This window comes from Qipengyuania sp. NPDC077563, from assembly GCF_044901345.1.
Classification (GTDB): domain Bacteria; phylum Pseudomonadota; class Alphaproteobacteria; order Sphingomonadales; family Sphingomonadaceae; genus Qipengyuania; species Qipengyuania aestuarii.
Genome location: NZ_JBJDPC010000002.1, coordinates 76,648 through 98,695 on the forward strand (window position 1 = coordinate 76,648; position 22,048 = coordinate 98,695).

A 22,048-nucleotide genomic window follows, 5' to 3' on the forward strand; every position below is an offset into this window, starting at 1 on the left:
GCAGTCTCATCCCGCCACCTCGCGCCGTTTGCCTTCCACCACCCGCTGCACCAGACCGTCCCGGAAATGGACGATGGTTCGGGCGAATTCGGCCATCTCTTCTTCATGCGTGACCATCAATACGGTGATGCCGCTCCGGCTCAGTTCGCGCAACAACTCCATGATTTCGATGGAGCGTTCGGTATCGAGATTGCCGGTCGGCTCGTCGGCCAGCAGCACGTCGGGATCGGATACCAGCGCGCGGGCGATGGCCACGCGCTGCTGCTGGCCGCCCGACAGTTCAGCCGGGGTGTGCCCGGCCCAGGGCAGCAGGCCGACCTTGTCCAGCGACCGTTCGGCAGCCTCGCGCCGCGCCTTCTTGCTTTCCCCGCGATAGAGCAGGGGCAGTTCGACATTCTCCAGCGCCGTGGTCCGCGCCAGCAGGTTGAAGCCCTGGAACACGAAGCCGAGATAGCGGCGCCGCAGCAGGCTGCGCTGGTCGCGGCTCAACGACTGGACCTCGACATTGCGGAAGCGGAAGATGCCGCTGGTGGGCGTGTCGAGACAGCCCAGGATATTCATGGTGGTCGATTTGCCCGAACCCGACGGGCCCATGATCGCCACGAAATCCCCGCGCTCGATCGACAAATCGACGCCTTTCAGCGCTTGGAACGCCGCCGGGCCGGTGCCGAAGGTCTTGGTAATGCCTTCCAGCTGGATAAGCGGTGCCTCGCTCACACCGGCCTCAGTCGGCGCCCGCGCCGATGCCGGTCACGACCTTCATGCCCGCTTTGAGCCTGTCGGACGATACCACGGTGTAGCGGCCATCGCTCTGCCCGGTCACGACGTCGATCTTTTCGAGGTCGCCGGTGTCGGTGACGGTGTAGACCGTCTGGCGGCTGCCCACGCCGATGCTGGCTTCGCTCGTCTGGTCGAGGCCGAGTTCGGGATTGCCGAAGATGCCGCCGCCTTCTTCCTCTTCTTCCGGATCGAAGCGCAGCGCGCCGTTGGGCACCAGCAGCCGCTTGCCGGTGCTGGCGGTGGCGATGGTGGCCGTGGCGGTCATGCCCGGGCGCAGCAGCCCTTCGGGATTGTCGACGATCAGCCGCGCCTCGTAGCTCACCACCTGCTGCGGCTGCTGGGCCGCCTGCTGGGCGGGCTGGGCGATGTTGTTGGACGCCAGATCCACCCGCTCGACCCGCGCGGGGAAGCGGCGGCCGGGATAGGCATCGACGGTGAAGCGCGCGGTCTGGCCCACTTCGACCTGGCCCACGTCGGCCTCGTCGAGATTTACCCGCAGCTGCATGGTGGCGAGGTTTTCCGCCAGTACGAACAGCGTGGGCGTGTTGAAGCTGGCGGCGACCGTCTGCCCCGGCTCGACCTGCCGGGCCAGCACCACGCCAGACACCGGCGCGCGGATCACGGCGCGGTTGGACTGGGTCTGCGCGGTGGACAGCTGCGCCTGCACGGAGGCGACATTGGCGCGCGAGGAGGCGACGGCGGCCTGCCCGCGGCGCACGGCGGCAACCGCCTGCTCCATCTCGGCATCGGAGGGCACGCGCCCGCCCGACAGACGCTCCACCTCGCGCAGGCGCTCGAGCTGGGCGCGGTCGGCATCGAGCGTCGCTTGCGCCTGCGCCACCTGCGCGCGGGCGGCATTGAGATTGGCGCGGCTCTGGACGATCTGGTCCTCGATCACATCGGTGTTAATGACAGCCAGTACCTGGCCGCGCGCCACCTGGTCGTTCACGTCGACCAGCACCCGGTCGATCCGGCCCGACACTTCGGAGCCGACTTCCACCTGGTTGGTCGGGCGCAGATTGCCCGTCGCGGTCACCGCCAGATCGAGCGAGCGGTTGACCACGTCGGTGGTGATGTAATTGGGCTTGGGATCATCGCCCGCGCAGCGCGAGATGGCGAAGAGCAGCAGCAGCGCGACGATCGCGCCGGCCCAGACCCGCTTGCGCTTGTACCATTTCTTCGGCTTGCCGGTTTCGAGATAGCTCTCGATATCCTCGCCGGTGCCGGTGGTTTCGGTCTCGCTCATTGCGCTGTCCTGTCGTCCTGCCCGGCGGCGGGGCCGGGAATGGGGAGGGTGTAATCGAGGTCGCTCCAGCCGCCGCCCAGAGCCTGCGTCAGGCGGACGAAGGCGGTCGCGCGGTCGGCCTCGGCGCCGACCAGCTGGTTGCGCGCGGACAGCAGCTGGCTTTCGATCACCAATAGCGTCTGGAAGTCGGTGAGGCCCGCTTCATACTGGTTGCGCGCGAGGAAGGCGGAATTCTGCGCCGCATCCACCGCTTCTTCGGTGATCGCCACGCGTTCGTCGGCCGAGCGCTGGTCGGTGGCGGAGCTTTCGACTTCCTCCAGCGCGCGCAGGATCGCCTGTTCGTAAGCGGCAAGGCTGGCGCGGGCGGCGGCCTCGGCGCTGTCGACCCGTGCGGCGGTGCGGCCGCCGTCGAAGATCAGCTGCGTCAGCCCGGCGAACAGATTGCCGGTGACGAGGTCGAAGATGTCGGCGAGCGGCGAGGCGCCCGCACCGATGCTGCCGGTCAGGCGCAGCGCCGGGAGCAGGTCCGCCCGCGCCACGCCGATGCGCGCCGCGCTGGCCACCACATCGGCCTGTGCCGCGCGCACATCGGGCCGGCGGGCGAGCACTTCGGCAGGCGCGGCGAAAGCGGTGAGGATCGGCGGGCGGGGCACGGGCACCGGCTCGCTCGCCTCGAAGGCGGCCAGCACGCGGCCCGGCGGTTCGCCGATCAGGGTCGAGATCGCATTGGCGGTGGCCGCCAGATTGCTTTCGAGCAGCGGAATGGTCGCCGCGGTCTGCGCGCGCTGGGTGCGCGCCTGTTCGACATCGAGGCTGGAGACGAGCCCCGCCTGGTTGCGCCAGCGCGCCAGCTGCAGATTGTCGTCCTGGAAGGCGAGCGAGGAGCGCGCGATGGCCAGCTGCTGGGACAAAGCGCGCGCGGTGATCGCCTGGCTGGCGACCTGCCCCACGATCAGCCGCTGGATATCGGCCAGCGAATAGCCCGCCGCGGCGAGATCCGCCCGGCTGGCCGCGACATTGTTCGAGATGCGCCCGAACAGATCCACTTCCCACGCCGCATCCGCGCCGAGGCTGAAACGCACATCGTCATCGGCCAGATCGCCGACATCGCGCCGCGCCCCGGCCGATCCGTTCACGGTCGGCAGATAGCCCGCCCGGGCGCCGCGCAGGCCCGCGCGCGCCTGGTCCAGCCGGGCGATGCCGATCGCCAGATCGCGGTTTTCGGCAATCGCCTGTTCGACCAGATCGGTCAGCAGCGGATCGTCCAGCAATGTCCAGTATTGCGCGAGCTCGGGCGCGGGGGCAGTGCCGGTTTCCACCGTCGCCCATGCGGGCGGAACCGCCACGTCCGGCTGCGGCGCAGTGACCAGCGGCGTTGCGCAGGCGCCAAGGCCCACCGCCGCCGCCATCGGCAGCGCAGCGCGAGTGACCGCGCGCAATCGTCCCGTCGAATTGAACAAGTTTCCCCCACCTGATCCGTCGCCAAGGACCTTGGCGTGCCGCACAATAATTGCAAGGGTAAATGCAGGTGGTAAGTACTTATTCCAATATTAGCAGGCTTTTACTTTCAAAAGCATATTGCACCCCTGCCTTTTTCATACGCGACAGGATTTCAGATGCCCTCCAGCGAAACCGGCGCACCGCCCTGATCCGCGCTGCGATAGGCCATCTCGATCAGGCGGATATCGCGGTAACCCATCTCGCCCGGCGTGGCGTGCGGCCTGCCCGCGCGCGCGGCTTCGCTAAAGGCATCCACCTGGCCCGCAAACTGCGTATAGGGCGCACCGGCCGGTATTTGCGTCCCGCGCCCGCCGTGTTCGTGCCACAGCGCATTTTCGTAATAGGTCGTCGCCGGGTCCATCCGCAGCGAGGATTTGGCGCCGATGTAGGTCTGCTTGGAATGATAGGGGGAATAGCAATAGGAGCTGGAGCCCGACACCACCGCGCCGCTGCGCATGGTGATGCGCCAGTCCACCCCGCCTTCCACCTCGCGGAAGCGCGGATCGTCCTTCGGATAGGCATAGACGGCCGACATGCTCATCGGCGCATCGCCTTCCAGCATCATCAGCGATGTGTTGATGCCGTAAATCCCGATGTCATACATCGAACCGCCGCCCGCCAGCTGCTTTTCCAGCCGCCAGCGATGCGGGGGCCAGTTTTCGGGGTCCGCCTGAAAACCGTGTTCGGCCCGGATATGGCGCAAGGGGCCGATGTCATCGCCCCGGATCATCGCCAGCGCGGCCTGATTGGTGGGTTCGAAATGGACGCGGTAACCCACGCCCAGCACCTTGCCCGCCTTGCGCGCGGCGGCGATCATCGCTTCGCATTCGGCGCTGGTCGATGCCATGGGCTTTTCGCATAGCACGTGCTTGCCCGCCTCCAGCGCGCGGATGGTATATTCCGCGTGTAACCCCACGGGCAGCGCGATCTGCACGCAGTCGATATCGGGATTGTCGACGATGCTGTCGTAATCGTCATAGCTGTAGGTATGCTCGACGCCGTAGGTATCGGCCAGCCGCGCCAGCTTTTCCGGATTGCCCGATACCAGCGCGGTCAGGCGCGAGCGGTTGGCATCGCCGAATGCGGGCATCAATTGCCCCACGGCAAAACTGCCCAGGCCCACCACGGCCCAGCCCATGCGCTGCTGAGGCGGCAGGGGAAGGGTGGGATTGCCCATCAGCGGCTGGCCCTGCGCCTCTTGCGCCAGCGCGCGCCCGGCCATGGCGGCGGTCAGCGCGCCCCCGCTTGCGATCAGTAAGTCCCGGCGGTTGATTGCCATCTTTCGTCTCCCTCGATCCCCGGCGGCCATCTGCGGGCCGCCCTTTTCCTGCAGCGAGAATATCGAAATCTGCACGAAATGATAGCGCTATCAGCGGGGCCAAACGGAACCTAATCTGCAAGCAATCGCTTCGGCACTATGTCCGATACATACCAAAAGCTCGATCACTCCTTCGTCGGCGGAAGCTGGCGCAAGGCCACCGGCGATGCGATCGCCAACATCTGCCCGTGGGACGAATCCACCATCTTCGAGGTGGCCTCCACCACCGAAGACGATGTCGATGAAGCCTGCAAGGCGGCGCAAAAGGCGCAGCGCGAATGGGGCGCCATGCCGCCCGCCGCACGCGCCGCGAAGATGCACGCCATCGCCGATATCCTGGAAGCCCGGAAAGACGAAATCGCCGGCTGGATCGTGCGCGAGGCCGGCGGCACCAAGCTGAAGGCCGCGCTCGAACTGATGCTGGTGACGCAGGTCGCGCGCTCAGAAGCGGCGACATTGCCCTATATGGTCAAGGGCGCGATCGTGCCGGAAGATATTCCCGGCAAGGAATCGCGCGCCTATCGCCAGCCCGCCGGGGTGATCGCGCTGATCAGCCCGTGGAATTTCCCGCTGCAATTGACCGCGCGCACGCTGTTCCCCGCGCTGGCGCTGGGCAATGCGGTGGTGATCAAGCCTGCCAGCGATACCATCGTGACCGGCGGCACCATCTTTGCCGCCGTGTGCGAGGAAGCGGGCCTGCCCGAAGGGCTGGTCTCGGTGCTGCCGGGCTCGGGCTCCACCATCGGCGATGCGCTGATCCGCCATCCCATCCCCTCGGTCGTCAGCTTCACCGGCTCCACCCCCGTGGGCCGGGGCGTGGGCAAGGCCGCGCTCGATGGCGAGCGGATCAAGCCGGTCGAACTGGAACTGGGCGGCAACAGCCCCATCGTGGTGCTGGACGATGCCGATCTGGACCGCGCGGTGGAAGCCAGCGTCTGGGGCAAATTCATGCACCAGGGCCAGATCTGCATGATCGCCAACCGCATCATCGTGGAAGACAGCGTCTACGATGAATTCGTGGAGAAGTTCGTGGCGCGGGTGAAGCAATTGCCCGTCGGCGAGCGCGAAAATCCCAAATGCTTCATCGGCCCCATCGTCAACCGCGACCAGTTCGACGGCATCAGCGAAATGATCGCCAAGGCAAAGGAAGAAGGCGCCACCTGCGCGCTGGGCGGCGAGCCCGACGGGCTGGTGATCCCGCCGCATGTCTTCACCGATGTGGGCGAGGACAGCTGCCTGGTCACCAATGAGATATTCGGCCCCGTCGCGCCGATCCAGCGGGCGCGGGATGAAGACCATGCGCTGGAACTGGCCAACGCCACCGAGATGGGCCTATCGAGCGCGGTGTTCAGCCGCGACGAGGGCCGCGCGCTGGCCTTCGCCAAGCAGGTGCAGGCAGGCATGACTCATATCAACGACCAGACGGTGAACGACAGCCCCTTCGCCCCCTTCGGCGGCGCCAAGAATTCGGGCATCGGCCGGTTCAACGGCGAATGGGCGATCGACGCTTTCACCAGCACGCACTGGATTTCCATCCAGCACGAGCGCCGCCAATATCCGTTCAGCGCGGACGATGTGTAAGGGGACGGGACATGGGATTTCTCAAAGACGGCAAATGGTATGACGAGTGGGATTATAATGACGAGGACAGCGGCAAGTTCGAACGCACGCCCAGCCCGTTCCGCAGCTGGATAACGCCCGACGGGTCCGCCGGGCCGACGGGCGAGGGCGGGTTCACCGCCGAACCGGGGCGCTATCGCCTGTATGTCAGCCTCGCCTGCCCGTGGGCGCACCGCGCCACCGTGGCGCGGCGGCTCAAGGGGCTGGAGGGCATGATCGAACTGGTCGTGGTTCACTGGCTGATGAAGGAAGGCGGCTGGTCTTTCCGCGAGGGTGAATGCGTCACCCCCGATCCGCTGCTGGATGCCGACAATCTGCACGAGGTATACACGGCGGCGAAGCCCGATTTCAGCGGCCATGTAACCGTGCCGGTGCTGTGGGATACGAAGCAGGGCACCATCGTGAACAATGAAAGCGCGGATATACTGCGCATGCTCGGCACGGCCTTCGACCAGGTCGGCGCGAAGGAACTGGACCTTTATCCCGCAGCGCACCGTGACGAGATCGATGCGCTGAACGAGGAGGTCTATCACGCGGTGAACAACGGCGTATACAAGGCGGGCTTCGCGACATCGCAATCCGCCTATGACGAGGCGATCGGCCCCTTGTTCGACAAGCTGGACGAGCTGGAAGACCGGCTCGAGGGGCAGGACTGGCTGGTTGGCGGGCAGCTGACCGAGGCGGATATCCGCCTGTGGACCACGCTGATCCGCTTCGATCACGTCTATCACACGCATTTCAAATGCAACCGCCGCCAGATTGCCGACTATCCCAATCTGGCAGCGCTCACGCGGCGGCTTTACGAGCTGGACGGCGTGGCCGAGACCGTGAATTTCAAGCACATCCGGCATCATTATTACGAGAGCCACGAGCATATTAATCCCAACGGTATCGTACCGCCGGGGCCGCGCCCCGAAGTGCCGGGCAGTGAAACTGCCAGGACAGCAGAGGGAGCGGCGGCATGACTTCACGCGCGCTCAAGACGGTCCACCGCGCCAACCGCGACGACATTGCCGATCTCACCACCCGCAGGCCGCTGCCCACGGGCGGGCTGGCGCAGGTCGATCCTTTCCTGTTCCTCAATCACCACGGGCCGCAGTATTATCCGCCCAACAATAACGGCCTGCCCTTCGGCCCGCATCCGCATCGCGGGTTCGAAACGGTGACTTTCATGATCGAGGGCAGTCTGGCGCATCAGGACAGCAGCGGCGCGCAGAGCGTGGTCGCCGATGGCGGGGTGCAGTGGATGACGGCGGGCTCGGGCATCGTCCATTCCGAGCTTTCGCCCGACAGTTTCAAGCGCGATGGCGGGCCGCTGGAAATCCTCCAGCTATGGGTCAACCTGCCCGCGCGGCTCAAATTCACCGACCCCGATTATATCGAGGTTCCGGCGGCCAAGATCCCCGAGGTCGAACTGGCCGAAGGGGTGACGCTGCGGCCCGTGTCGGGCTTTGCCGATGCGCCGGTCACCTCGCTTACCGGGGTGGCGCTCGCCACGGTCTATTTCCAGCCGGGCACCAGCGCCACTCTGCCGGCACCCGCCGGTCGCAGCGTGCTGTTCTACACCGTGCGCGGCTCGCTCCGGATCGGGGACCGCGAAGTGCCCGAACATCACCTCGCCCAGCTGGAAGATGGCGACAGCATCGAAGTCTTCGCTCCCGATGGCGCGGTGCTGCTCTTCGGCCATGCCGACCCCATCGGCGAACCCATGGTGGCGCACGGTCCCTTCGTGATGAACACCGAGCAGGAAATCCGCGACGCTTTCGAAGCCTATCGCCGGGGCGAATTCGCCTGATCGGTCACTTATAGGCGGTGTCCGGGCCGGTTGCGGCCGATCAAGAGGGTGTTCGGGCCCTATTCCGGAACAGGGCGCGGCATTGGCAAAAGCCTCGCCGCGCCCTTTCCGTCACGGCGAATGCCCCGAAATTTTGCGCATCCTCCAGGCCCCGACCAGCAGCACGGCCAGCGCCGCCAAAGCCAGCGCCAACAGAGATCCCAGCGCCACCGACCCCGTCCCGGCCCGCGGCGAATAGCGCGGGATCGCGGCGAAGTCGGCGCGGGTAAAGTATTTATCTTCAAAGAGATAGGGGTAGTAGAACGTCCGCAGATCCTTGTGGTAATCGGCGATGCTGTCCTGGTAGGCGAGCTGTCCGGCAATGTCGGTATCGGCCATCCGGTGGACCAGATTCATCGTCCCCACACCCGGCAGAACAAAGCCCAGCACCCGCGTCAATTCCTCACGCCGCGCCAGGCTCGCGCGATATTCCGCCACGTCCCCCGCCACCAAAGCATCCCCAGCCTGATGCATTGCATAGTACCATTTCCAGTGGAACCGGCCCTCAAACTCTTGTTTTCCTTGCCATTCCGGGTGGTCGGCAAAAAAGCGCTCGAAGGTCTCTTCCCTGGGAATATCCCATCCGCGGTGCACATTCTCGCGCTGCGCCAACGTCAGGTCGATGCCCTTGGCCACCGGCACTTGCCGCGCAATCGCCGCATTGGCCAGCGCGGGAAGCACCAGCGTCAGCACGATCCAGCAGCCGATCATGCCCGCCGCCGCCGTGGTCGACGACCGCATCGTCCCGCCCACCAGCTTGGCGAGGCCGAACCAGAAAGCGCAGTAAAGCGCCGCTCCGGCGAGCATGACCGCCACTCCGGCAACCGGCGCGGCCATGATGATCCCGCCCACGGCCAGCGGCAGCCCGACGGCGGCAAGGACGGCGCCGTAGCGCAGCGCGATCCGCCGCCGCCACAGCCCTTCACCCGACAACGAAAGCAGCAGGCGAAGCCGCCCTGTCTCGCGCTCTCCGGTCACCAGATCATGGCCAAGCGCAATCACCACCAGCGGGAGGAGATAGATCAGGACGAAGGCCCAATCGAACACGCCCGGAAGCGCCAGTTCGGGATTAAATGTTTCGGAATCATAGAGTTGCCCCTGCAATCCCAGCGCCCGCACCCGCAGGACGAAGGGCTGCAGATCGCGCTGCCCGATCGCCGCAAAGGCCAGCGCGGGCGGAGGGTCCTGCGTCAGCATGAAGGCATAGTAGGCATTATAGCCCGCATCGCCCTCGGGCCCTGCGTTCGCGTCTTCTACCGATGCAAGGTCGCTAGCCTGCTCGCTTTCGACCCGCTCTATGGTAGCGCGCTGGCTTTCGATCTTGGCAATACCCACCCAGACCGCCGCGCAGGAGAGCACAAGCAGCAGGACGAGGGCAAGAAGGTTGCGGCCCGACCGCAGCAGCAGGCGAGCCTCGGCACGAAGAGCGTTCATTGACCCATCCTCCCGATACGGCGCGCGGCAAAGGGGGCAGCCACAGCAATGGCGGCAAGCCATCCCAAGAGCACGGCGAAGGGCCAGACAAGCCGGTCCGATCGATCAAGCCGGTCACTGGATTGATAGCTGAACCGCGGGATTTCTTTCCAGTTTTCCGCCGAAATACGCGGATCATCGCCCTCGACCTCCGGAAGGAGATCGGCCTGCATGCGGTTCAATTGCTGGACGAAATCATACCGGAAGGCTTCGGCCTGGTCGAGGAAATCGAGATGGGCCGCCGGATCGCTGCCGGCCAGCGCCATCGATAGCTGGCGAATGGCAATAAGCGGGCTGAGCACCGAGAAGCGATGCACGAAGGCGTTCTGCTCCGCCTCCAGCGCCGCCTGCCGTTGAGCGGAATCGGCATGGATTGCTGTGGTCAATTTTTCGCCCTCGATACTGACGAGGCCAGTGTAATCCACTGGCAAATCTTCCACCGTATCGACGCCATATTGCGCTAGCACCTTGTCGCGGAAGTCGTTGAAATATGGGTCTTCAGGGTCGTGGCTGTCGCCGATCTCGAGCAGGTCGCGGTGAAGCGCGATCTCGCTTTCGATCTTGGTTGCCAGTTCGGTCTGCGCCGAAGCGGCCTGGGGCAGTGCGCGCGGCAGCAGGATGACAATCACCATCCAGAGCCCGATCAGCATGGCCAGCGCATCGCGCGGCTTTTGTGCCAGAGCGGAGACGAGGACGCTCAAAAAAGCCCACAGCAGCAGCCAGGCACTATAGGCCGCGATCATCAGGGCGACCGTTCCCCAACCTGTCGAACCAGTGGCTGCAAAAGCCACCAGCACTGTGAAGGCGGGCAGACCGATCAGGAGCGCAAGAACGCCCTGACCCAGAAATTTGCCGAACAGGAGGCTTTTTCCGCTGATCCCCTGGGCCAGCATCAGACGCAGGGTCGACCTTTCCTTTTCTCTAGCGACGCTGGCGAAGCCCAGGAAGATGAGCAGCAAGGGCGCCAGCGTCTGCAGGACGAAGGCTGGTGTCAGCTGGCCGAAGCGCAGAAGCAACGAGGATTGCCTGGCCTCTGCGAAATTCGCGCTGTTCTGCCGGTGGCCTTCCAGAAAGATCGTGTTGCCGGTGAAGCTGTCCACCCCGGCATCGAAGAAGGCCAGCGGCGCCATCGGCCGGAAGACGAACTGGCCGTAATGGACCATCCGATGCGGGTGGCGATCGGGCTGTGCATCGAAATCATGATCGGTGCTGGCCTGGTAGCGTTCCCGATCCGCTTCAATGGCGCTGCGCCGTTCGAGGCTGGTGAAGCTCGCCATGAGGACGAGCAGAACCAGCAGTGCAGTGGCCAGAAGGCCTGCGCGGTTGCGCGCCAACAGACGCCATTCCTCGCGCGCGATCAATGTTGCCGCACTCATGCCGCGCGTTCCGCATGCGTATAGCGATCGTGCAGCGCATTGAGATCGAACCTCGAGCCGCTGGCTTGCGCCTCCCTCTCTTCCTCGATGCGCCCGGCGATGAGGAAGCCGATGCGGTCGGCTATGTCGACTGCGCTGACGAGATCGTGCGTTACCATGAGCACCGCCACGCGCCGCTTGCGCGCGCTGTCGAGCAGACGATTGAATTCCAGCACGGCCCGAGGGTCGAGACCCGAGGTCGGTTCGTCGAGCAGGAGCACGGGGACATCGCGCGCCAGAGCCAACGCAATCGCGACCTTTTGCCGCATGCCTTTGGAAAAGCCGGAGAGGCGTTTGTCCCAGGCGGAGGACGCCAGGCCCACGTCGGTGAGGGCAGCTTCAATAGCGTCGCTGCCCCGCCTGCTATCCGATAGGGCGAGAAAATAGCTGATGTTTTCCCGGGCCGTCAGATGCTCGTAAAGCGAGACGTTCTCCGGGACATAGGCCATCTGCGCGCGTGCGGCACGCGGGTCGGCGACCGGATCGATGCCGCAAACCCGCACCGTTCCGCTTTCGGGCGAAATGAAGCCGAGCAAGGCGGCGAGAGTGGTCGATTTTCCGGCACCATTGCCGCCCATCAGGGCGTAGATTTCGCCCGGCTGCAAAATCAGATCGAGGCCTCGCAGGACGGGATCCGCACCGTAGCGGTGATGCAGTTGCGCGATTTCGACGGCCGGCTGGATGTGTGGTTCGGTCATCTTCAGAACCCCGCCCGGAAGCCGATAGTCGCGGTGCGCGGTGAGCCAGGCTGGACCCAGAGCTGGGAATAGCTGTTGGCGTACCAGGCCGCGTCGAAGAGGTTCGATACGGTGCCGAAGAGCGACACATTGTCGACCACTTCGATTTCGCCGAAGGCCCTGACAAGGGTGTGGTCGGGCAGATAGAATTCCGTGCCCGTCGCTCCCAGACGCTCGCCGACATATTGCACGCCGCCGCCCAGCTTGGCTTGGCGCCCGGCCACCGAGAAGGTCTTGGATAGCTGCGCGTTGAAGGTGTGATCCGGAATATTGATCAGCGGATCGCCCGGCTTGATCTCGAAGGAGAAATTGGGATCGAGCACGCTGCTGCGCGATTCCGCATCGACATAGGCATAGCTGAGCAGGAGATCGACTTTCCCGGGCAGTTTGCCATTCATGTCGACTTCGACGCCGCGACTGCGCGCCTTGCCGATCGCGACCGAAAAGCCGGGATTGTTGATATCACTGGCAAGAACATTGTCCTTTTCCAGCTGGTACACGGTGAAGGTGCCGGTCAGTGCGCCCTGAAGAAGGCTCACTTTCGCACCAGCCTCCATGGACTTGCTGATCTCCGGCTCGAAAATCACGCCGTTGACGTCGGTCCCGATATTGGCGCGGAAGCCTTCGCTATAGGCAGCGTAAAGCGTGAGCGGTGCGGCTACTTCATACACAATCCCGAATTGCGGGCTGATCCGGTCATCCTTGCGTTCGCTGTTGACGTCGGTGATGTAATTCTCGGTCCGCAAGGTAAAATCGTCGTACCGGGCACCCAGCCTCACCTGAAGGCGATCGGTCAGTTCGATCTGGTCCTGGACGAAGATGCCGCTGGAGGTCTGGCGATCCAGGCGATCGTTGTTGGGACGCGGGATGGGCGGATCGAAGCGCCTGTACAGAGGATCGAGAATATCGATCACATAGGCTGCCTCTTCGCTCGGGTTCGTTGACAAAGCCGGTGGGCGGGTGCGGCCGAATTGCTGATAATTGTCGAAGCTGTCGTGATCGGCGCCCAGCAGCACGCGGTGGCGCAGGCCCCCGGTCATGAACTCGCCAGTCAATTCCCCGCGGACGACCGTCTGCTCGGAATCATAGAGGCGCGACCGGCGCTCGCGGGCGAGGGAGCGGCCATCCCGGAAGAGAGACTGGCGCGATCCGCTCAGGTCAGCATCCGATGATAGCCCGGTCAGCAGGGTGTCGCGAATGCTTGCGCCCAGCAGTACGCTCCAGCGATCGTCGAGATCGTGCTGGATGCGCAGCGAATGGCCTTCGGCGCGGGCAATGTGATCGCCGTCACCCGGTTCCCCGAGATAACGGGAGCGGGGTACGGTCTTGAAGTTCCCGTCGAGCACCACGATCCCGCGATCGAATGGCGTCTCCACCCGCGTTTTTTCGAGATCGTAGGTAATCCGCGTGTTGGCGCCCAGGGCCAGGCCAATCGAAGGCAGGAAGCCCCAGCGGAATTCGTCCACCGTATCGCGGAACGTGTCGCCCCCTTCGATATATCCGACCAAGCGCGCGCTGAGGCCATCGGTCACCGCAAGGTTGATATCGGCTTCCGATCTTGCCTTGTCGAAGCTGCCGATCTGCGATCCGAATGTGCCGAAGGTCTGACCGATCTGCGCCTGCTTCGTGACGATATTCACCGTGCCGCCGGGTTCTCCGCGACCGAGCAAGGCTGCGGCCGGTCCCTTGAGGACTTCGATCCGCTCGATACCGGCAGTATCACGCTCACCGCCGAAGCCGCGACCGCCGTTGAAGCCGTTCACGAGATAGCCGGTCGGTAGGTTCTCGTCGCCGGCGAAACCGCGAATGGCAAAAGCATCCCACAGGCCGCCCAGCGTGTTCTGGCGCGCGACGGACGCGTTGAGGTCCAGCGCGTCGTTCAGCCGGATCAGATTGTTGTCTTCCAAGGTTTCTGCATCGATCACGTCGATCGATTGAGGGATCTCGGAAATCGCGAAATTGCCGCGATAGGCCTGGCGCACACCGGAGACGATGATGGTTCCACGGGCGCTGGCGGCGTCGGAGGCCTGATCGAGATCGTCGCCCGACTGGGCCAGCGCTTGGGCAGGCAGAAGGACGAGGCTGGCGGTGGCGAGGGCTGTCGAGACGGAGAGACGGGCAATCATGGGGAGGACTCGCAATGGATAAAGAGATTTGCTCATGAGATTTTATCTCATCGGCTGGCGCCCATAGCTGCCGCTGTGCTCACGTCAATGTTATGTTATACCTTCAATGTGGAAGCGTGACCTGTCGGACACACTTGTCGATGAAAGCGATATGGTCGCGGGGGATGCTCGTCTTTTTCACGGCCCGTCATGGCTCGGTTGTTTCCCGAATGGCTTGCGCTAAAGGTGCCGCGCATGAAGAAAGAAGATTTGCAGAGCCTCCTCGACGACAAGACCAAGCCGATCGGTTCTTTGGGCCGTCTGGAAAAACTGGCGGTGCAGGCGGCCTCGGTACTTGGCCATCGGAATTCGCCTGACATGGGTGCGACGCTGACTATTTTTGCGGGCGATCACGGTATTGCCACGAATAGTGTGTCTGCTTTTCCGCAAGAAGTAACGGGGCAGATGGTCGCGAATTTCCTTGCCGGCGGAGCGGCTGCGAATGTGATTGCCGCCACGTTGAATGTTCCGGTCACGGTGGTCGATTGCGGTATCGCGGCGGTTCCCGCACCACATCCTGCCCTGGTCGACCTACGGCTGGGTTCAGGCACGGCGGACAGCGCTGCCGGTCCTGCCATGACAGCCCAAACGGCGGAACGCGCGATCGAACAGGGCCGCCGGTTCGCCGCGGGTCTTTCGGGCAAGATGGCCTGTTTCGGTGAGATGGGCATAGCCAACACCTCGGCGGCGACACTGGTCGTTCACAAGCTCAGCGGGATGGAAATCGGCGAACTCGTCGGCCGCGGAACCGGGCTTGGCGACGAGGCCCTATCGCATAAGCGCAAAGTGCTTGAGCGAGCGGCCGCACGGACGGGTAAGCTGGCGCCGATGGAAGTGTTGGCGCAAGTCGGCGGCTTCGAGATCGGTACGATGGCCGGCGCCATGATTGGCGCGTCGGAAGCGGGCATGCTGGTGGTTGTCGATGGCTTCATCGCCACCTCCGCTGCGGCTCTCGCGCGGGCTATCGAACCGGCCAGCGCCGATGCTTTCGTCTATGCTCACCGCTCGGCAGAACAGGGCCACCGTGTCCTGCTCGAATGGTTGGATGCCGATCCGCTACTCGATTTCGACATGCGGTTGGGTGAAGGCACGGGGGGGCTGCTGGCAGTTCCCATCATCCGCGCGGCTCTTTCGCTTTTCTCGATGGCAAGCTTTTCGCAGGCCGGGGTTTCCGGTGCCGGGGGCTCAGCGTCATGACAAATCCGCTGGCTGCTTTTCTGGCGGCCTGGATGTTCCTGACCCGCATCCCGGTAAGAACCAAGGCGCTGTCGGACGCGGATTTCGAAGCCTCACCGGGATTCTATCCGCTTGTCGGCATGCTTATCGGCATGATCGGCGCCCTCGCATTTCTGCCAGGGTGGATGATCGGCGGCGGTTTTATCGCTGCCATTTTCGCCTGCGCCGCAACCTTGCTCGCCACGGGCGCTTTTCACGAGGACGGGCTGGCCGACCTTTTCGACGGACTGGGCGCGTCCACGCCGGAGCGGATGATGGAGATTATGCGCGACAGCCGAATTGGCACTTTCGGCGCGGCGGCTCTCTTCGTGGCGCTCGGCCTGAAGGTCGCAGCGCTTGCCGCAATGCCGCCTGTGCTCGCGCTTGCCGCGCTTCCCGTCGCGCACGGGCTCTCGCGCCTGTCGGCTGTCGTAGTGATAGCCACCAGTACTTACGCCCGTCCTGAAGGCATAGCCAAGCCGGTGGCCGCAGGCGTGGCCCGCAGCGCCTTGATCGTCGCGGCGCTTTCCGGCGTAGCGGCATTGGCAGCCTTCGGAATCTTCACAGGCATGGGCGCCACGGTTTGCGCGCTCGTTGGCCTCTGCATGGGCCACCTTGCCACGCGATTGCTGTTCGAACGCAAGCTAGGGGGCTACACCGGCGACTGTCTCGGCGCGGTCCAGCAGCTATCCGAAATAGGATTCTACCTCGGCCTGCTCTCATGGCTCTGATCCTCTTGCGGCATGGCAGGCCGAAGATTGTGTCCGGCGTTTGCTATGGCCAGTCGAATATCGACGCCCATATCCCCGATCATGCAGAACTGTTGGACGTCCTTTCCCGTATCGATCGACCGGTCAGCAGATTGCACAGCAGCCCCCTGCGCCGTTGCAAGGACCTTTCCCAGAACCTCGCCCAATTGCTGAATCTGCAAACGCAGACCGACCCGCGGCTGTCCGAAATCCACTTCGGGAATTGGGAAATGCAGCCATGGAACGACATCCCCCGCGACGAGATCGATCTATGGGCCAGCGATGTCCAGAATGCGCGGCCCCATGGCGGGGAAAGTGTCGCCCAACTGATGGTGCGCGCGCGTTCCTATCTGGCCGACGTGGCCAGCGAGCGGGGTGACGTTCTGGCAGTCAGCCACCTCGGAGTGGCGCGTGCCATTTCAGCCATCCTTGGCTATCCCGACCCTTTCGAGCTGAAGCTTGGCTTCGGCGATTTTCTTACCTTCGAAACGGATCAGATTGTATGACCGCAACCGAGCAGGACGACCACAAGGCGCAGATGAAAAAACTGCAGGCCGAACAGGCGCAGCGACGGCGCGAATTGAAGGACCCAGAACGCGGGCTGGTGCTGGTTCACACGGGCGATGGCAAGGGCAAGTCGAGCTCTGCATTCGGCGTCATTGCCCGCGCCTTAGGATGGGGGCAGAAAGTGGCTGTTGTCCAGTTTATCAAGGGCAAGTGGAAGACCGGTGAAAAGCAATTCTTCGGGCGCTTTCCCGAACTGGTCGACTGGCATGTCATGGGCGATGGATTTACATGGGACACGCAGGATCGTGAGCGTGATATAGAAGCTGCCGAAAAGGCTCTTGTTAGGGCAGGTGAACTGATTGCCAGCCAGGATTATGCGCTGGTCGTACTCGATGAGATCAATATCGCGCTGCGCTACGACTATCTCGGCTCGAACGCCGTCATCCACGTGCTGGAGCAGCGCGGCAAGACCCGTGTCATTCTTACGGGGCGCGATGCGAAGCCAGACCTGATCGAATATGCCGACACGGTCAGCGAGATGCGCGAAATCAAACATGCCTTCCATAACGGGATAAGGGCTCAGCAAGGGCTGGACTTCTGATCCGGGCAGGATTGACACCAGCTTTCCCTGCGCCCATTGGCGCCGGCAGACGGTGCCTCAGGTGTGAAAACGCCTGTCGCTAAGAGGGAAGTCGGTGAGTCTGTCAGGACAAATCCGGCGCTGTGCCCGCAACTGTAAGCCGGGAGCCCCGGACCACTGTGCCACTGGTGATGCCTCACAGGTCTCGCCGGGAAGGCGGTTCGAAGGCCTTGATCGGTAAGCCAGGAGACCTGCCGTCGCGTCGTTCGTCCGGGGCCGGGTCCAGCCCAATGGGACAGGAAAGTTTTTTCCGAAGTAACGGCAGCCAGGCCGGTTTCCGGTGCCGCAAGTCCTGCGCGGGCGTGCGGCGGGCCATCTGTCGATTTCCATGCGGGTGCCGGAGCCACCGCGTGGCGTGACTTTGGGTTTATAATGAAAACTGTATTCTATACTACTGCCGCGGTGGCTGCTTTGGCAGTCTGCCCGACCGCGGCTCAGGCCCAGTCGGCCGATCTTCCCGAAGATGGCGATATGACTTCGGAGTTGATCGTCGTCACCGCCAATCGAACCGAGCGGGCCATAAGCCAGGTAGGCGAGTCGGTCACAGTTATCGCTGAAGACGAAATCATAAGCCGGCAGGCGACCGATGCCCTGGACCTGCTGCGGACCGTGCCGGGCATCACCTTCACCCGCAATGGGGGCATCGGGACCAACGCGAACCTTTCCATTCGCGGTGCCGATAGCGACCAGACCGTGGTCCTGATCGATGGGGTGAAGCTCAACGACCCGTCGTCCACTGGTGGCGGATTTAATTTCGGCACCCTTCTGACCGGCAATATCGCTCGTGTCGAAGTGGTGCGCGGGTCGCAGAGCGTCCTTTATGGAAGCCAGGCGATCGGTGGCGTTGTCAATCTCATCACCCGCGAGCCGAGCGAGGATCTTGGCGTCTTCCTGAGCGCGGAATACGGCGAGCGTGACAGCGCAGAGCTGGTCGGCAATCTTTCCCGCAGCTTTGGACCTGTAGCCGCCAGCGTAGGGGCAACCTATTTTCGCACCGACGGTATTTCTGCCTTCAGCGAGGGTCGCGGCGGAGAAGAGAGAGACGGGTTCGAAAGCCTCGGCGTCAACGGCAAGTTGGATGTCGCGCTTGCGGACAACATTTCGATCGACCTGCGCGCATTCTATGCCGACGGAAAGACGGACATCGACGGCTTTGGCGCAAACGGATTCGGCGACACTGCCGAAGTTTCCTACCGCGACGATCTGGTCGGTTATGCTGGTTTGAACGCCGATTTCCTGGATGGGCGGCTGCATAACCGGATCGGTTTTGCCTATACCAATATCGATCGCCGGAACTTCGATTTCGGCAGCGATAGCGAGACCTTTGATGCCCATGGGGAAAACCGCCGATACGAATATCAGGGCGGTTTCGATTTTGCCGAATTCGCGGAACTGGTATTCGGCGCCGAGCGTGAGGAATCCGAATTTCGCAGTTCGAGCTACGGCGCCACGCCCGACGAGGCAGAGGTTTGGATCAACAGCGTTTATGGCCAGCTCAATCTGGCTCCTTTCGCCGGGCTCTCGCTGACCGGCGGCGTGCGTTATGACGACCACGAAACCTACGGCGATGAAACAATTTTCTCGGCCAGCGGAGCTTATTCGCCCAATAATGGGGCGACGGTAGTGCGCGCAAGCTACGGTGAAGGGTTCAAGGCTCCGTCGCTCTATCAGCTTTACAGCGTTTACGGCACCGCCGGGCTTCAGCCTGAAGAGTCCGAAAGCTGGGACGCGGGCATCACGCACCGCTTCCTGGATGGACGCGCCCAAGCTGGAGTGACGTATTTCGAGCGCGATTCTAAAAATCTAATTGGCTTCGTTTCGACCGATACCGATCCATACGGTTATTATGACAACACCGAACTCACTTCGGCGCACGGTTGGGAATTCGGCGTTGCCCTGCGCCCGGTCGATGGTTTCAACGTCGCCCTCAATTACACGACGACCGAGGCAATCGACGAGACAACCGGCAATTTCCTGCCCCGCAGGGCGACGGACAAGACCAGCCTGGTCGTCGACTATCGCCTCGAAAGCGGGATTGGTCTGGGTGCCACGGTCCTGATGGTTGGCGACAGTTTCGACAACGCCGGCAATAGCCGAGAACTTGATGGCTATGTCGTGACCGATCTTCGGACAAGCTACGGTATAGCCGACAATCTCGAGATATTCGGGCGCGTCGAGAACCTGTTCAATGCCAAATACGAGACCGTTTATCGGTATGGTCAACCCGGCCGTGCTGCATTTGGCGGCGTCAGATACCGCCTCTGATGTTTCTTCGGGCGATCCTCGCGGCGGCGGCAGCAAGCCTTTCGCTCCTGGCCTGTGTGCCGGCTGCGGGGCGAAAGGCCGACGCGCCGCGGCGGATCGTCAGCCTCGATTACTGTGCGGACCAGTATGTGCTGAAGTTCGCGGATCGTGAGGACATCCTTGCGCTCTCCCCCGATGCTGAGAAACGGTATTCCTATATGCGCGCCGAGGCCGCAGGCATCCCGACCGTCCGTCCGCGAACGGCGGATGTGCTGGTGCTTCAGCCCGATCTCGTGGTCCGTACATACGGAGGGGGCCACGATATCGCCAATTTTATGGAGAAGCCGGGTGTTCCGGTCCTGCAAATCGGTTTTCCGCAAACACTTGCGGAGGTGCGCGAAGAAGTGCTGCGAGCGGGAATAGCGCTGGGAAAGCCTGAGAAGGCGCGGGAGCTGGTCGCCGATATGGATAGACGGCTTGAAACGCTCGCTAGGCGCGGAATGCCGCGAAAGACCGTCCTGTACATGACCCCGGCGGGGGTGACGACGGGTGAAGGTACGCTGGTGCACGAACTCTTCGAAGCCGCGGGAGTAGAGAATTTCCAGATGCAACCGGGCTGGAACCCGCTTCCGCTCGAACGTCTTGCCTATGAAAAACCGGACATGGTGGCCGCATCCTTCTTCGAAAGCGAGACCAACCACGTCGACAATTGGAGCGCTGCGCGCCATCCGGTTGCCCGCGCGCAATTACGCGAGCTACCTGTCGTGCCGCTCGAAGGTGCTTGGACAGCGTGTGGCGGGTGGTTTGTCCTCGATGCGGTTGAAGCACTGGCCAACGCGGCGGAGAAGGCCTCGTGACGCGGGTGCTCGCAACGCTCGCAGTGGGACTTTTGCTGGCCCTCTTGCTTTCGGTGACACTGGGATCGGTATCTCTTCCGATAGACCGCTTGCTTGCGGCGCTGGCGTTTCAAGGCAGCGAGGGGGATGAGCTGGTGGTCTGGCAGATCCGCTTGCCCCGCGCGTTGGCAGCGGCAATGGTCGGCGCCGCGCTGGGGATGAGCGGAGCAGCGCTGCAGGGCCTTCTTCGCAACCCGCTTGCCGAGCCTGGCATTCTCGGCGTTTCGGCCACCGCCGCCCTGTTCGCCACCTTCGTCCTCTATTTCGGCTTCGCAACCGCGGGGCCGCTTGTCCTGCCGCTGGCGGCTGTGGCGGGTGCATTGCTGGCGACGCTGGTGGTAGCGCTGGCGGCGATCCGGACACGCTCGGTGGTGACCTTGATCCTGATCGGGGTAGGCCTGTCGAGCTTCTCTGCGGCAATCATGGCTTTGCTGATGAACCTTGCGCCCAATCCCTTCAGCTTGGCCGACATGGTCAACTGGATGCTGGGGACGGTCGACAATCGCAGCTTTGCGGATCTCAGTTTCGCCGCTCCTTTCATGATTGCCGGGGCCATAATCCTGCTGATGTCGCGGCGAGGCCTGTCGGCTCTTTCACTCGGCGATGAAGCGGCCGAGGGGCTTGGCCTCGACCTGCGCCGCCAGCGTCTGGCCGTCATCATCGGCGCCGGGCTCGCAACTGGCGCGGCCGTGTCTCTCGCCGGAGCGATCGGCTTTGTGGGTATCGTCGCGCCGCATCTGGTGCGCCCGTTCCTGCGTTACGATCCCGCGCGACTACTGGTGCCTTCGGCGCTGCTGGGCGGGTTGATCCTCGTGTTGGCCGATATCGGCGTGCGCGTATTACCCACCGATAGCGAGCTTAAACTGGGAGTGGTTGCGTCGCTTTTGGGGGCACCGATTTTCATCTGGATCGCATCGCGCAGGAGGCTCGCATGATGCTGCTCGAAGCTCGCGGGCTGAACCATGCAATTGACGGCACAGCTCTCGTGAGCGATGCCGGCTTCACGATCGAGTCAGGCACGTTGACGGCGCTGATCGGTCCCAACGGATCGGGCAAGACGTCTCTTTTGCGCCTCGCGCTCGGCCTTGTTGCCGGCGCCACCGGAGAGGTGAAAATCAGCGGCATGCCCAGTGGCGAATTGTCGCCTATCGAGCGCGCCCGCCGCGTTGCCTATTTGCCGCAGACCCGGCCCCTGGTCTGGCCGCAACCGGTTGAGGACATCGTTGCGCTGGGGCGATTTGCCTATGGCGCAGCGCTTGGCCGCCTTTCGCCCGAAGATAAAATCGCTGTGACACGCGCCATCGCTGCCTGCCAGCTTGAGGGTTTTGAAAATCGGGCTGCCGATACGCTATCCGGGGGCGAGCTTGCGCGGGTCCACCTGGCACGGGCACTCGCGGCGGAAACTGCTCTGATGGTTGCCGATGAGCCGGTCGCAGCGCTCGATCCGAGACACCAGCATCAGACCATGCGCCTGTTTGCCGATATGGCGCGCGATGGGCGCGGCGTGCTGACCGTGATCCACGACCTCGATCTTGCGGTTCGCTATGCGGACCGGCTGCTGTGGATGCATGACGGCAGGATCGTTGCGGATGGTCCGCCGGAGGCAACCTGCACCCCGGACCGGCTTCGTTCGGTGTTCGGCATCGCCGCACATGTCAGGCGCGAAGGTCGGGCTTTGCGCCTCGACATCCAAGGCCCGGCCTGATCCG

19 protein-coding genes and 1 riboswitch are annotated in these 22,048 nt (G+C 63.5%); of the genes, 11 read left to right on the forward strand and 8 right to left on the reverse strand.

The annotated features are described in order from the left end of the window. Positions 1-6: 6 nt before the first annotated feature. The 4 genes from ACI2I1_RS06150 to ACI2I1_RS06165 form a co-directional block, all read right to left on the reverse strand. Complete coding sequence (locus tag ACI2I1_RS06150; protein WP_404678398.1) at positions 7-717, reverse strand: ABC transporter ATP-binding protein; 711 nt, start codon at positions 715-717, stop codon at positions 7-9. Positions 718-724: 7 nt separating this feature from the next. Continuing rightward, complete coding sequence (locus ACI2I1_RS06155; protein ID WP_224811023.1) at positions 725-2,026, reverse strand: efflux RND transporter periplasmic adaptor subunit; 1,302 nt, start codon at positions 2,024-2,026, stop codon at positions 725-727. Then, complete coding sequence (locus tag ACI2I1_RS06160; RefSeq protein ID WP_404678399.1) at positions 2,023-3,486, reverse strand: efflux transporter outer membrane subunit; 1,464 nt, start codon at positions 3,484-3,486, stop codon at positions 2,023-2,025. The genes ACI2I1_RS06155 and ACI2I1_RS06160 overlap by 4 nt, the downstream gene beginning before the upstream one ends. 152 nt (positions 3,487-3,638) lie before the next feature. Continuing rightward, on the reverse strand, positions 3,639-4,805 hold the full coding sequence (locus ACI2I1_RS06165; RefSeq protein ID WP_404678400.1) for a Gfo/Idh/MocA family protein: 1,167 nt from the start codon (positions 4,803-4,805) through the stop codon (positions 3,639-3,641). Positions 4,806-4,943: 138 nt separating this feature from the next. Here ACI2I1_RS06165 and ACI2I1_RS06170 point away from each other — a divergent pair, with 138 nt between their 5' ends. Genes ACI2I1_RS06170 through ACI2I1_RS06180 form a run of 3 tightly spaced genes read left to right on the forward strand, consistent with a single transcriptional unit; the run spans position 4,944 to position 8,259 of the window. Beyond that, positions 4,944-6,425, forward strand: coding sequence for an aldehyde dehydrogenase family protein (locus ACI2I1_RS06170; RefSeq protein ID WP_404678401.1), 1,482 nt, complete (start codon positions 4,944-4,946; stop codon positions 6,423-6,425). Positions 6,426-6,436: 11 nt separating this feature from the next. Then, entirely contained in the window at positions 6,437-7,429 is a 993-nt protein-coding gene (locus ACI2I1_RS06175; RefSeq protein WP_404678402.1) for a glutathione S-transferase family protein, read from the forward strand. Continuing rightward, positions 7,426-8,259, forward strand: a complete 834-nt coding sequence (locus tag ACI2I1_RS06180) for a pirin family protein (RefSeq protein WP_221542193.1) — start codon at positions 7,426-7,428, stop codon at positions 8,257-8,259. Before ACI2I1_RS06175 ends, ACI2I1_RS06180 begins: the two co-directional genes overlap by 4 nt. 111 nt (positions 8,260-8,370) lie before the next feature. Here ACI2I1_RS06180 and ACI2I1_RS06185 read toward each other — a convergent pair whose 3' ends face one another. From ACI2I1_RS06185 to ACI2I1_RS06200, 4 genes are read right to left on the reverse strand one after another with little or no spacing between them, the layout of a single operon-like run. Then, positions 8,371-9,732, reverse strand: a complete 1,362-nt coding sequence (locus ACI2I1_RS06185) for an ABC transporter permease (RefSeq protein ID WP_404678403.1) — start codon at positions 9,730-9,732, stop codon at positions 8,371-8,373. Continuing rightward, on the reverse strand, positions 9,729-11,147 hold the full coding sequence (locus ACI2I1_RS06190) for an ABC transporter permease (RefSeq protein ID WP_404678404.1): 1,419 nt from the start codon (positions 11,145-11,147) through the stop codon (positions 9,729-9,731). The genes ACI2I1_RS06185 and ACI2I1_RS06190 overlap by 4 nt, the downstream gene beginning before the upstream one ends. Continuing rightward, on the reverse strand, positions 11,144-11,884 hold the full coding sequence (locus ACI2I1_RS06195; protein WP_404678405.1) for an ABC transporter ATP-binding protein: 741 nt from the start codon (positions 11,882-11,884) through the stop codon (positions 11,144-11,146). The genes ACI2I1_RS06190 and ACI2I1_RS06195 overlap by 4 nt, the downstream gene beginning before the upstream one ends. Before the next feature lie 2 nt (positions 11,885-11,886). Further along, the gene (locus tag ACI2I1_RS06200) at positions 11,887-14,049 is read right to left on the reverse strand and encodes a TonB-dependent siderophore receptor (protein WP_404678406.1); all 2,163 of its coding nucleotides are present in this window, start codon (positions 14,047-14,049) and stop codon (positions 11,887-11,889) included. Between the two features lie 234 nt (positions 14,050-14,283). Between ACI2I1_RS06200 and cobT the strand changes: the two genes are divergently transcribed. The 8 genes from cobT to ACI2I1_RS06240 all read left to right on the forward strand — a co-directional run bounded on the left by cobT (position 14,284) and on the right by ACI2I1_RS06240 (position 22,044). After that, positions 14,284-15,285 (forward strand): nicotinate-nucleotide--dimethylbenzimidazole phosphoribosyltransferase, encoded by a 1,002-nt coding sequence (cobT, locus tag ACI2I1_RS06205; RefSeq protein WP_404678407.1) that lies wholly within the window; start codon positions 14,284-14,286, stop codon positions 15,283-15,285. Next, a complete protein-coding gene (locus tag ACI2I1_RS06210) occupies positions 15,282-16,034 on the forward strand; it encodes an adenosylcobinamide-GDP ribazoletransferase (RefSeq protein WP_404678408.1) in 753 nt (250 codons plus the stop codon). Before cobT ends, ACI2I1_RS06210 begins: the two co-directional genes overlap by 4 nt. Then, positions 16,025-16,558 carry a histidine phosphatase family protein gene (locus ACI2I1_RS06215; protein ID WP_404678409.1) on the forward strand — a complete coding sequence of 178 codons (534 nt, stop codon included), beginning with the start codon at positions 16,025-16,027 and terminating at the stop codon, positions 16,556-16,558. Before ACI2I1_RS06210 ends, ACI2I1_RS06215 begins: the two co-directional genes overlap by 10 nt. Then, on the forward strand, positions 16,555-17,160 hold the full coding sequence (gene cobO, locus ACI2I1_RS06220; protein WP_404678410.1) for a cob(I)yrinic acid a,c-diamide adenosyltransferase: 606 nt from the start codon (positions 16,555-16,557) through the stop codon (positions 17,158-17,160). Before ACI2I1_RS06215 ends, cobO begins: the two co-directional genes overlap by 4 nt. Before the next feature lie 33 nt (positions 17,161-17,193). Continuing rightward, a riboswitch (cobalamin riboswitch) is annotated at positions 17,194-17,413 on the forward strand. Between the two features lie 158 nt (positions 17,414-17,571). Then, positions 17,572-19,464 carry a TonB-dependent receptor plug domain-containing protein gene (locus tag ACI2I1_RS06225; RefSeq protein WP_404678411.1) on the forward strand — a complete coding sequence of 631 codons (1,893 nt, stop codon included), beginning with the start codon at positions 17,572-17,574 and terminating at the stop codon, positions 19,462-19,464. Then, on the forward strand, positions 19,464-20,300 hold the full coding sequence (locus tag ACI2I1_RS06230; RefSeq protein WP_404678412.1) for an ABC transporter substrate-binding protein: 837 nt from the start codon (positions 19,464-19,466) through the stop codon (positions 20,298-20,300). Before ACI2I1_RS06225 ends, ACI2I1_RS06230 begins: the two co-directional genes overlap by 1 nt. Beyond that, positions 20,297-21,274 (forward strand): FecCD family ABC transporter permease, encoded by a 978-nt coding sequence (locus ACI2I1_RS06235; RefSeq protein ID WP_404678413.1) that lies wholly within the window; start codon positions 20,297-20,299, stop codon positions 21,272-21,274. The genes ACI2I1_RS06230 and ACI2I1_RS06235 overlap by 4 nt, the downstream gene beginning before the upstream one ends. Continuing rightward, complete coding sequence (locus ACI2I1_RS06240) at positions 21,271-22,044, forward strand: ABC transporter ATP-binding protein (protein WP_404678414.1); 774 nt, start codon at positions 21,271-21,273, stop codon at positions 22,042-22,044. Before ACI2I1_RS06235 ends, ACI2I1_RS06240 begins: the two co-directional genes overlap by 4 nt. Positions 22,045-22,048: the final 4 nt, after the last annotated feature.

Coding starts and splice junctions, on each gene's coding strand:
- ACI2I1_RS06155 (WP_224811023.1), bottom strand. CDS start 2,026: ATGAGCGAGACCGAAACCACCGGCACCGGCGAGGATATCGAGAGCTAT.
- ACI2I1_RS06165 (WP_404678400.1), bottom strand. CDS start 4,805: ATGGCAATCAACCGCCGGGACTTACTGATCGCAAGCGGGGGCGCGCTG.
- ACI2I1_RS06170 (WP_404678401.1), top strand. CDS start 4,944: ATGTCCGATACATACCAAAAGCTCGATCACTCCTTCGTCGGCGGAAGC.
- ACI2I1_RS06175 (WP_404678402.1), top strand. CDS start 6,437: ATGGGATTTCTCAAAGACGGCAAATGGTATGACGAGTGGGATTATAAT.
- ACI2I1_RS06180 (WP_221542193.1), top strand. CDS start 7,426: ATGACTTCACGCGCGCTCAAGACGGTCCACCGCGCCAACCGCGACGAC.
- ACI2I1_RS06185 (WP_404678403.1), bottom strand. CDS start 9,732: ATGAACGCTCTTCGTGCCGAGGCTCGCCTGCTGCTGCGGTCGGGCCGC.
- ACI2I1_RS06190 (WP_404678404.1), bottom strand. CDS start 11,147: ATGAGTGCGGCAACATTGATCGCGCGCGAGGAATGGCGTCTGTTGGCG.
- ACI2I1_RS06195 (WP_404678405.1), bottom strand. CDS start 11,884: ATGACCGAACCACACATCCAGCCGGCCGTCGAAATCGCGCAACTGCAT.
- ACI2I1_RS06200 (WP_404678406.1), bottom strand. CDS start 14,049: ATGATTGCCCGTCTCTCCGTCTCGACAGCCCTCGCCACCGCCAGCCTC.
- cobT (WP_404678407.1), top strand. CDS start 14,284: ATGAAGAAAGAAGATTTGCAGAGCCTCCTCGACGACAAGACCAAGCCG.
- ACI2I1_RS06210 (WP_404678408.1), top strand. CDS start 15,282: ATGACAAATCCGCTGGCTGCTTTTCTGGCGGCCTGGATGTTCCTGACC.
- ACI2I1_RS06215 (WP_404678409.1), top strand. CDS start 16,025: ATGGCTCTGATCCTCTTGCGGCATGGCAGGCCGAAGATTGTGTCCGGC.
- cobO (WP_404678410.1), top strand. CDS start 16,555: ATGACCGCAACCGAGCAGGACGACCACAAGGCGCAGATGAAAAAACTG.
- ACI2I1_RS06225 (WP_404678411.1), top strand. CDS start 17,572: ATGAAAACTGTATTCTATACTACTGCCGCGGTGGCTGCTTTGGCAGTC.
- ACI2I1_RS06230 (WP_404678412.1), top strand. CDS start 19,464: ATGTTTCTTCGGGCGATCCTCGCGGCGGCGGCAGCAAGCCTTTCGCTC.
- ACI2I1_RS06240 (WP_404678414.1), top strand. CDS start 21,271: ATGATGCTGCTCGAAGCTCGCGGGCTGAACCATGCAATTGACGGCACA.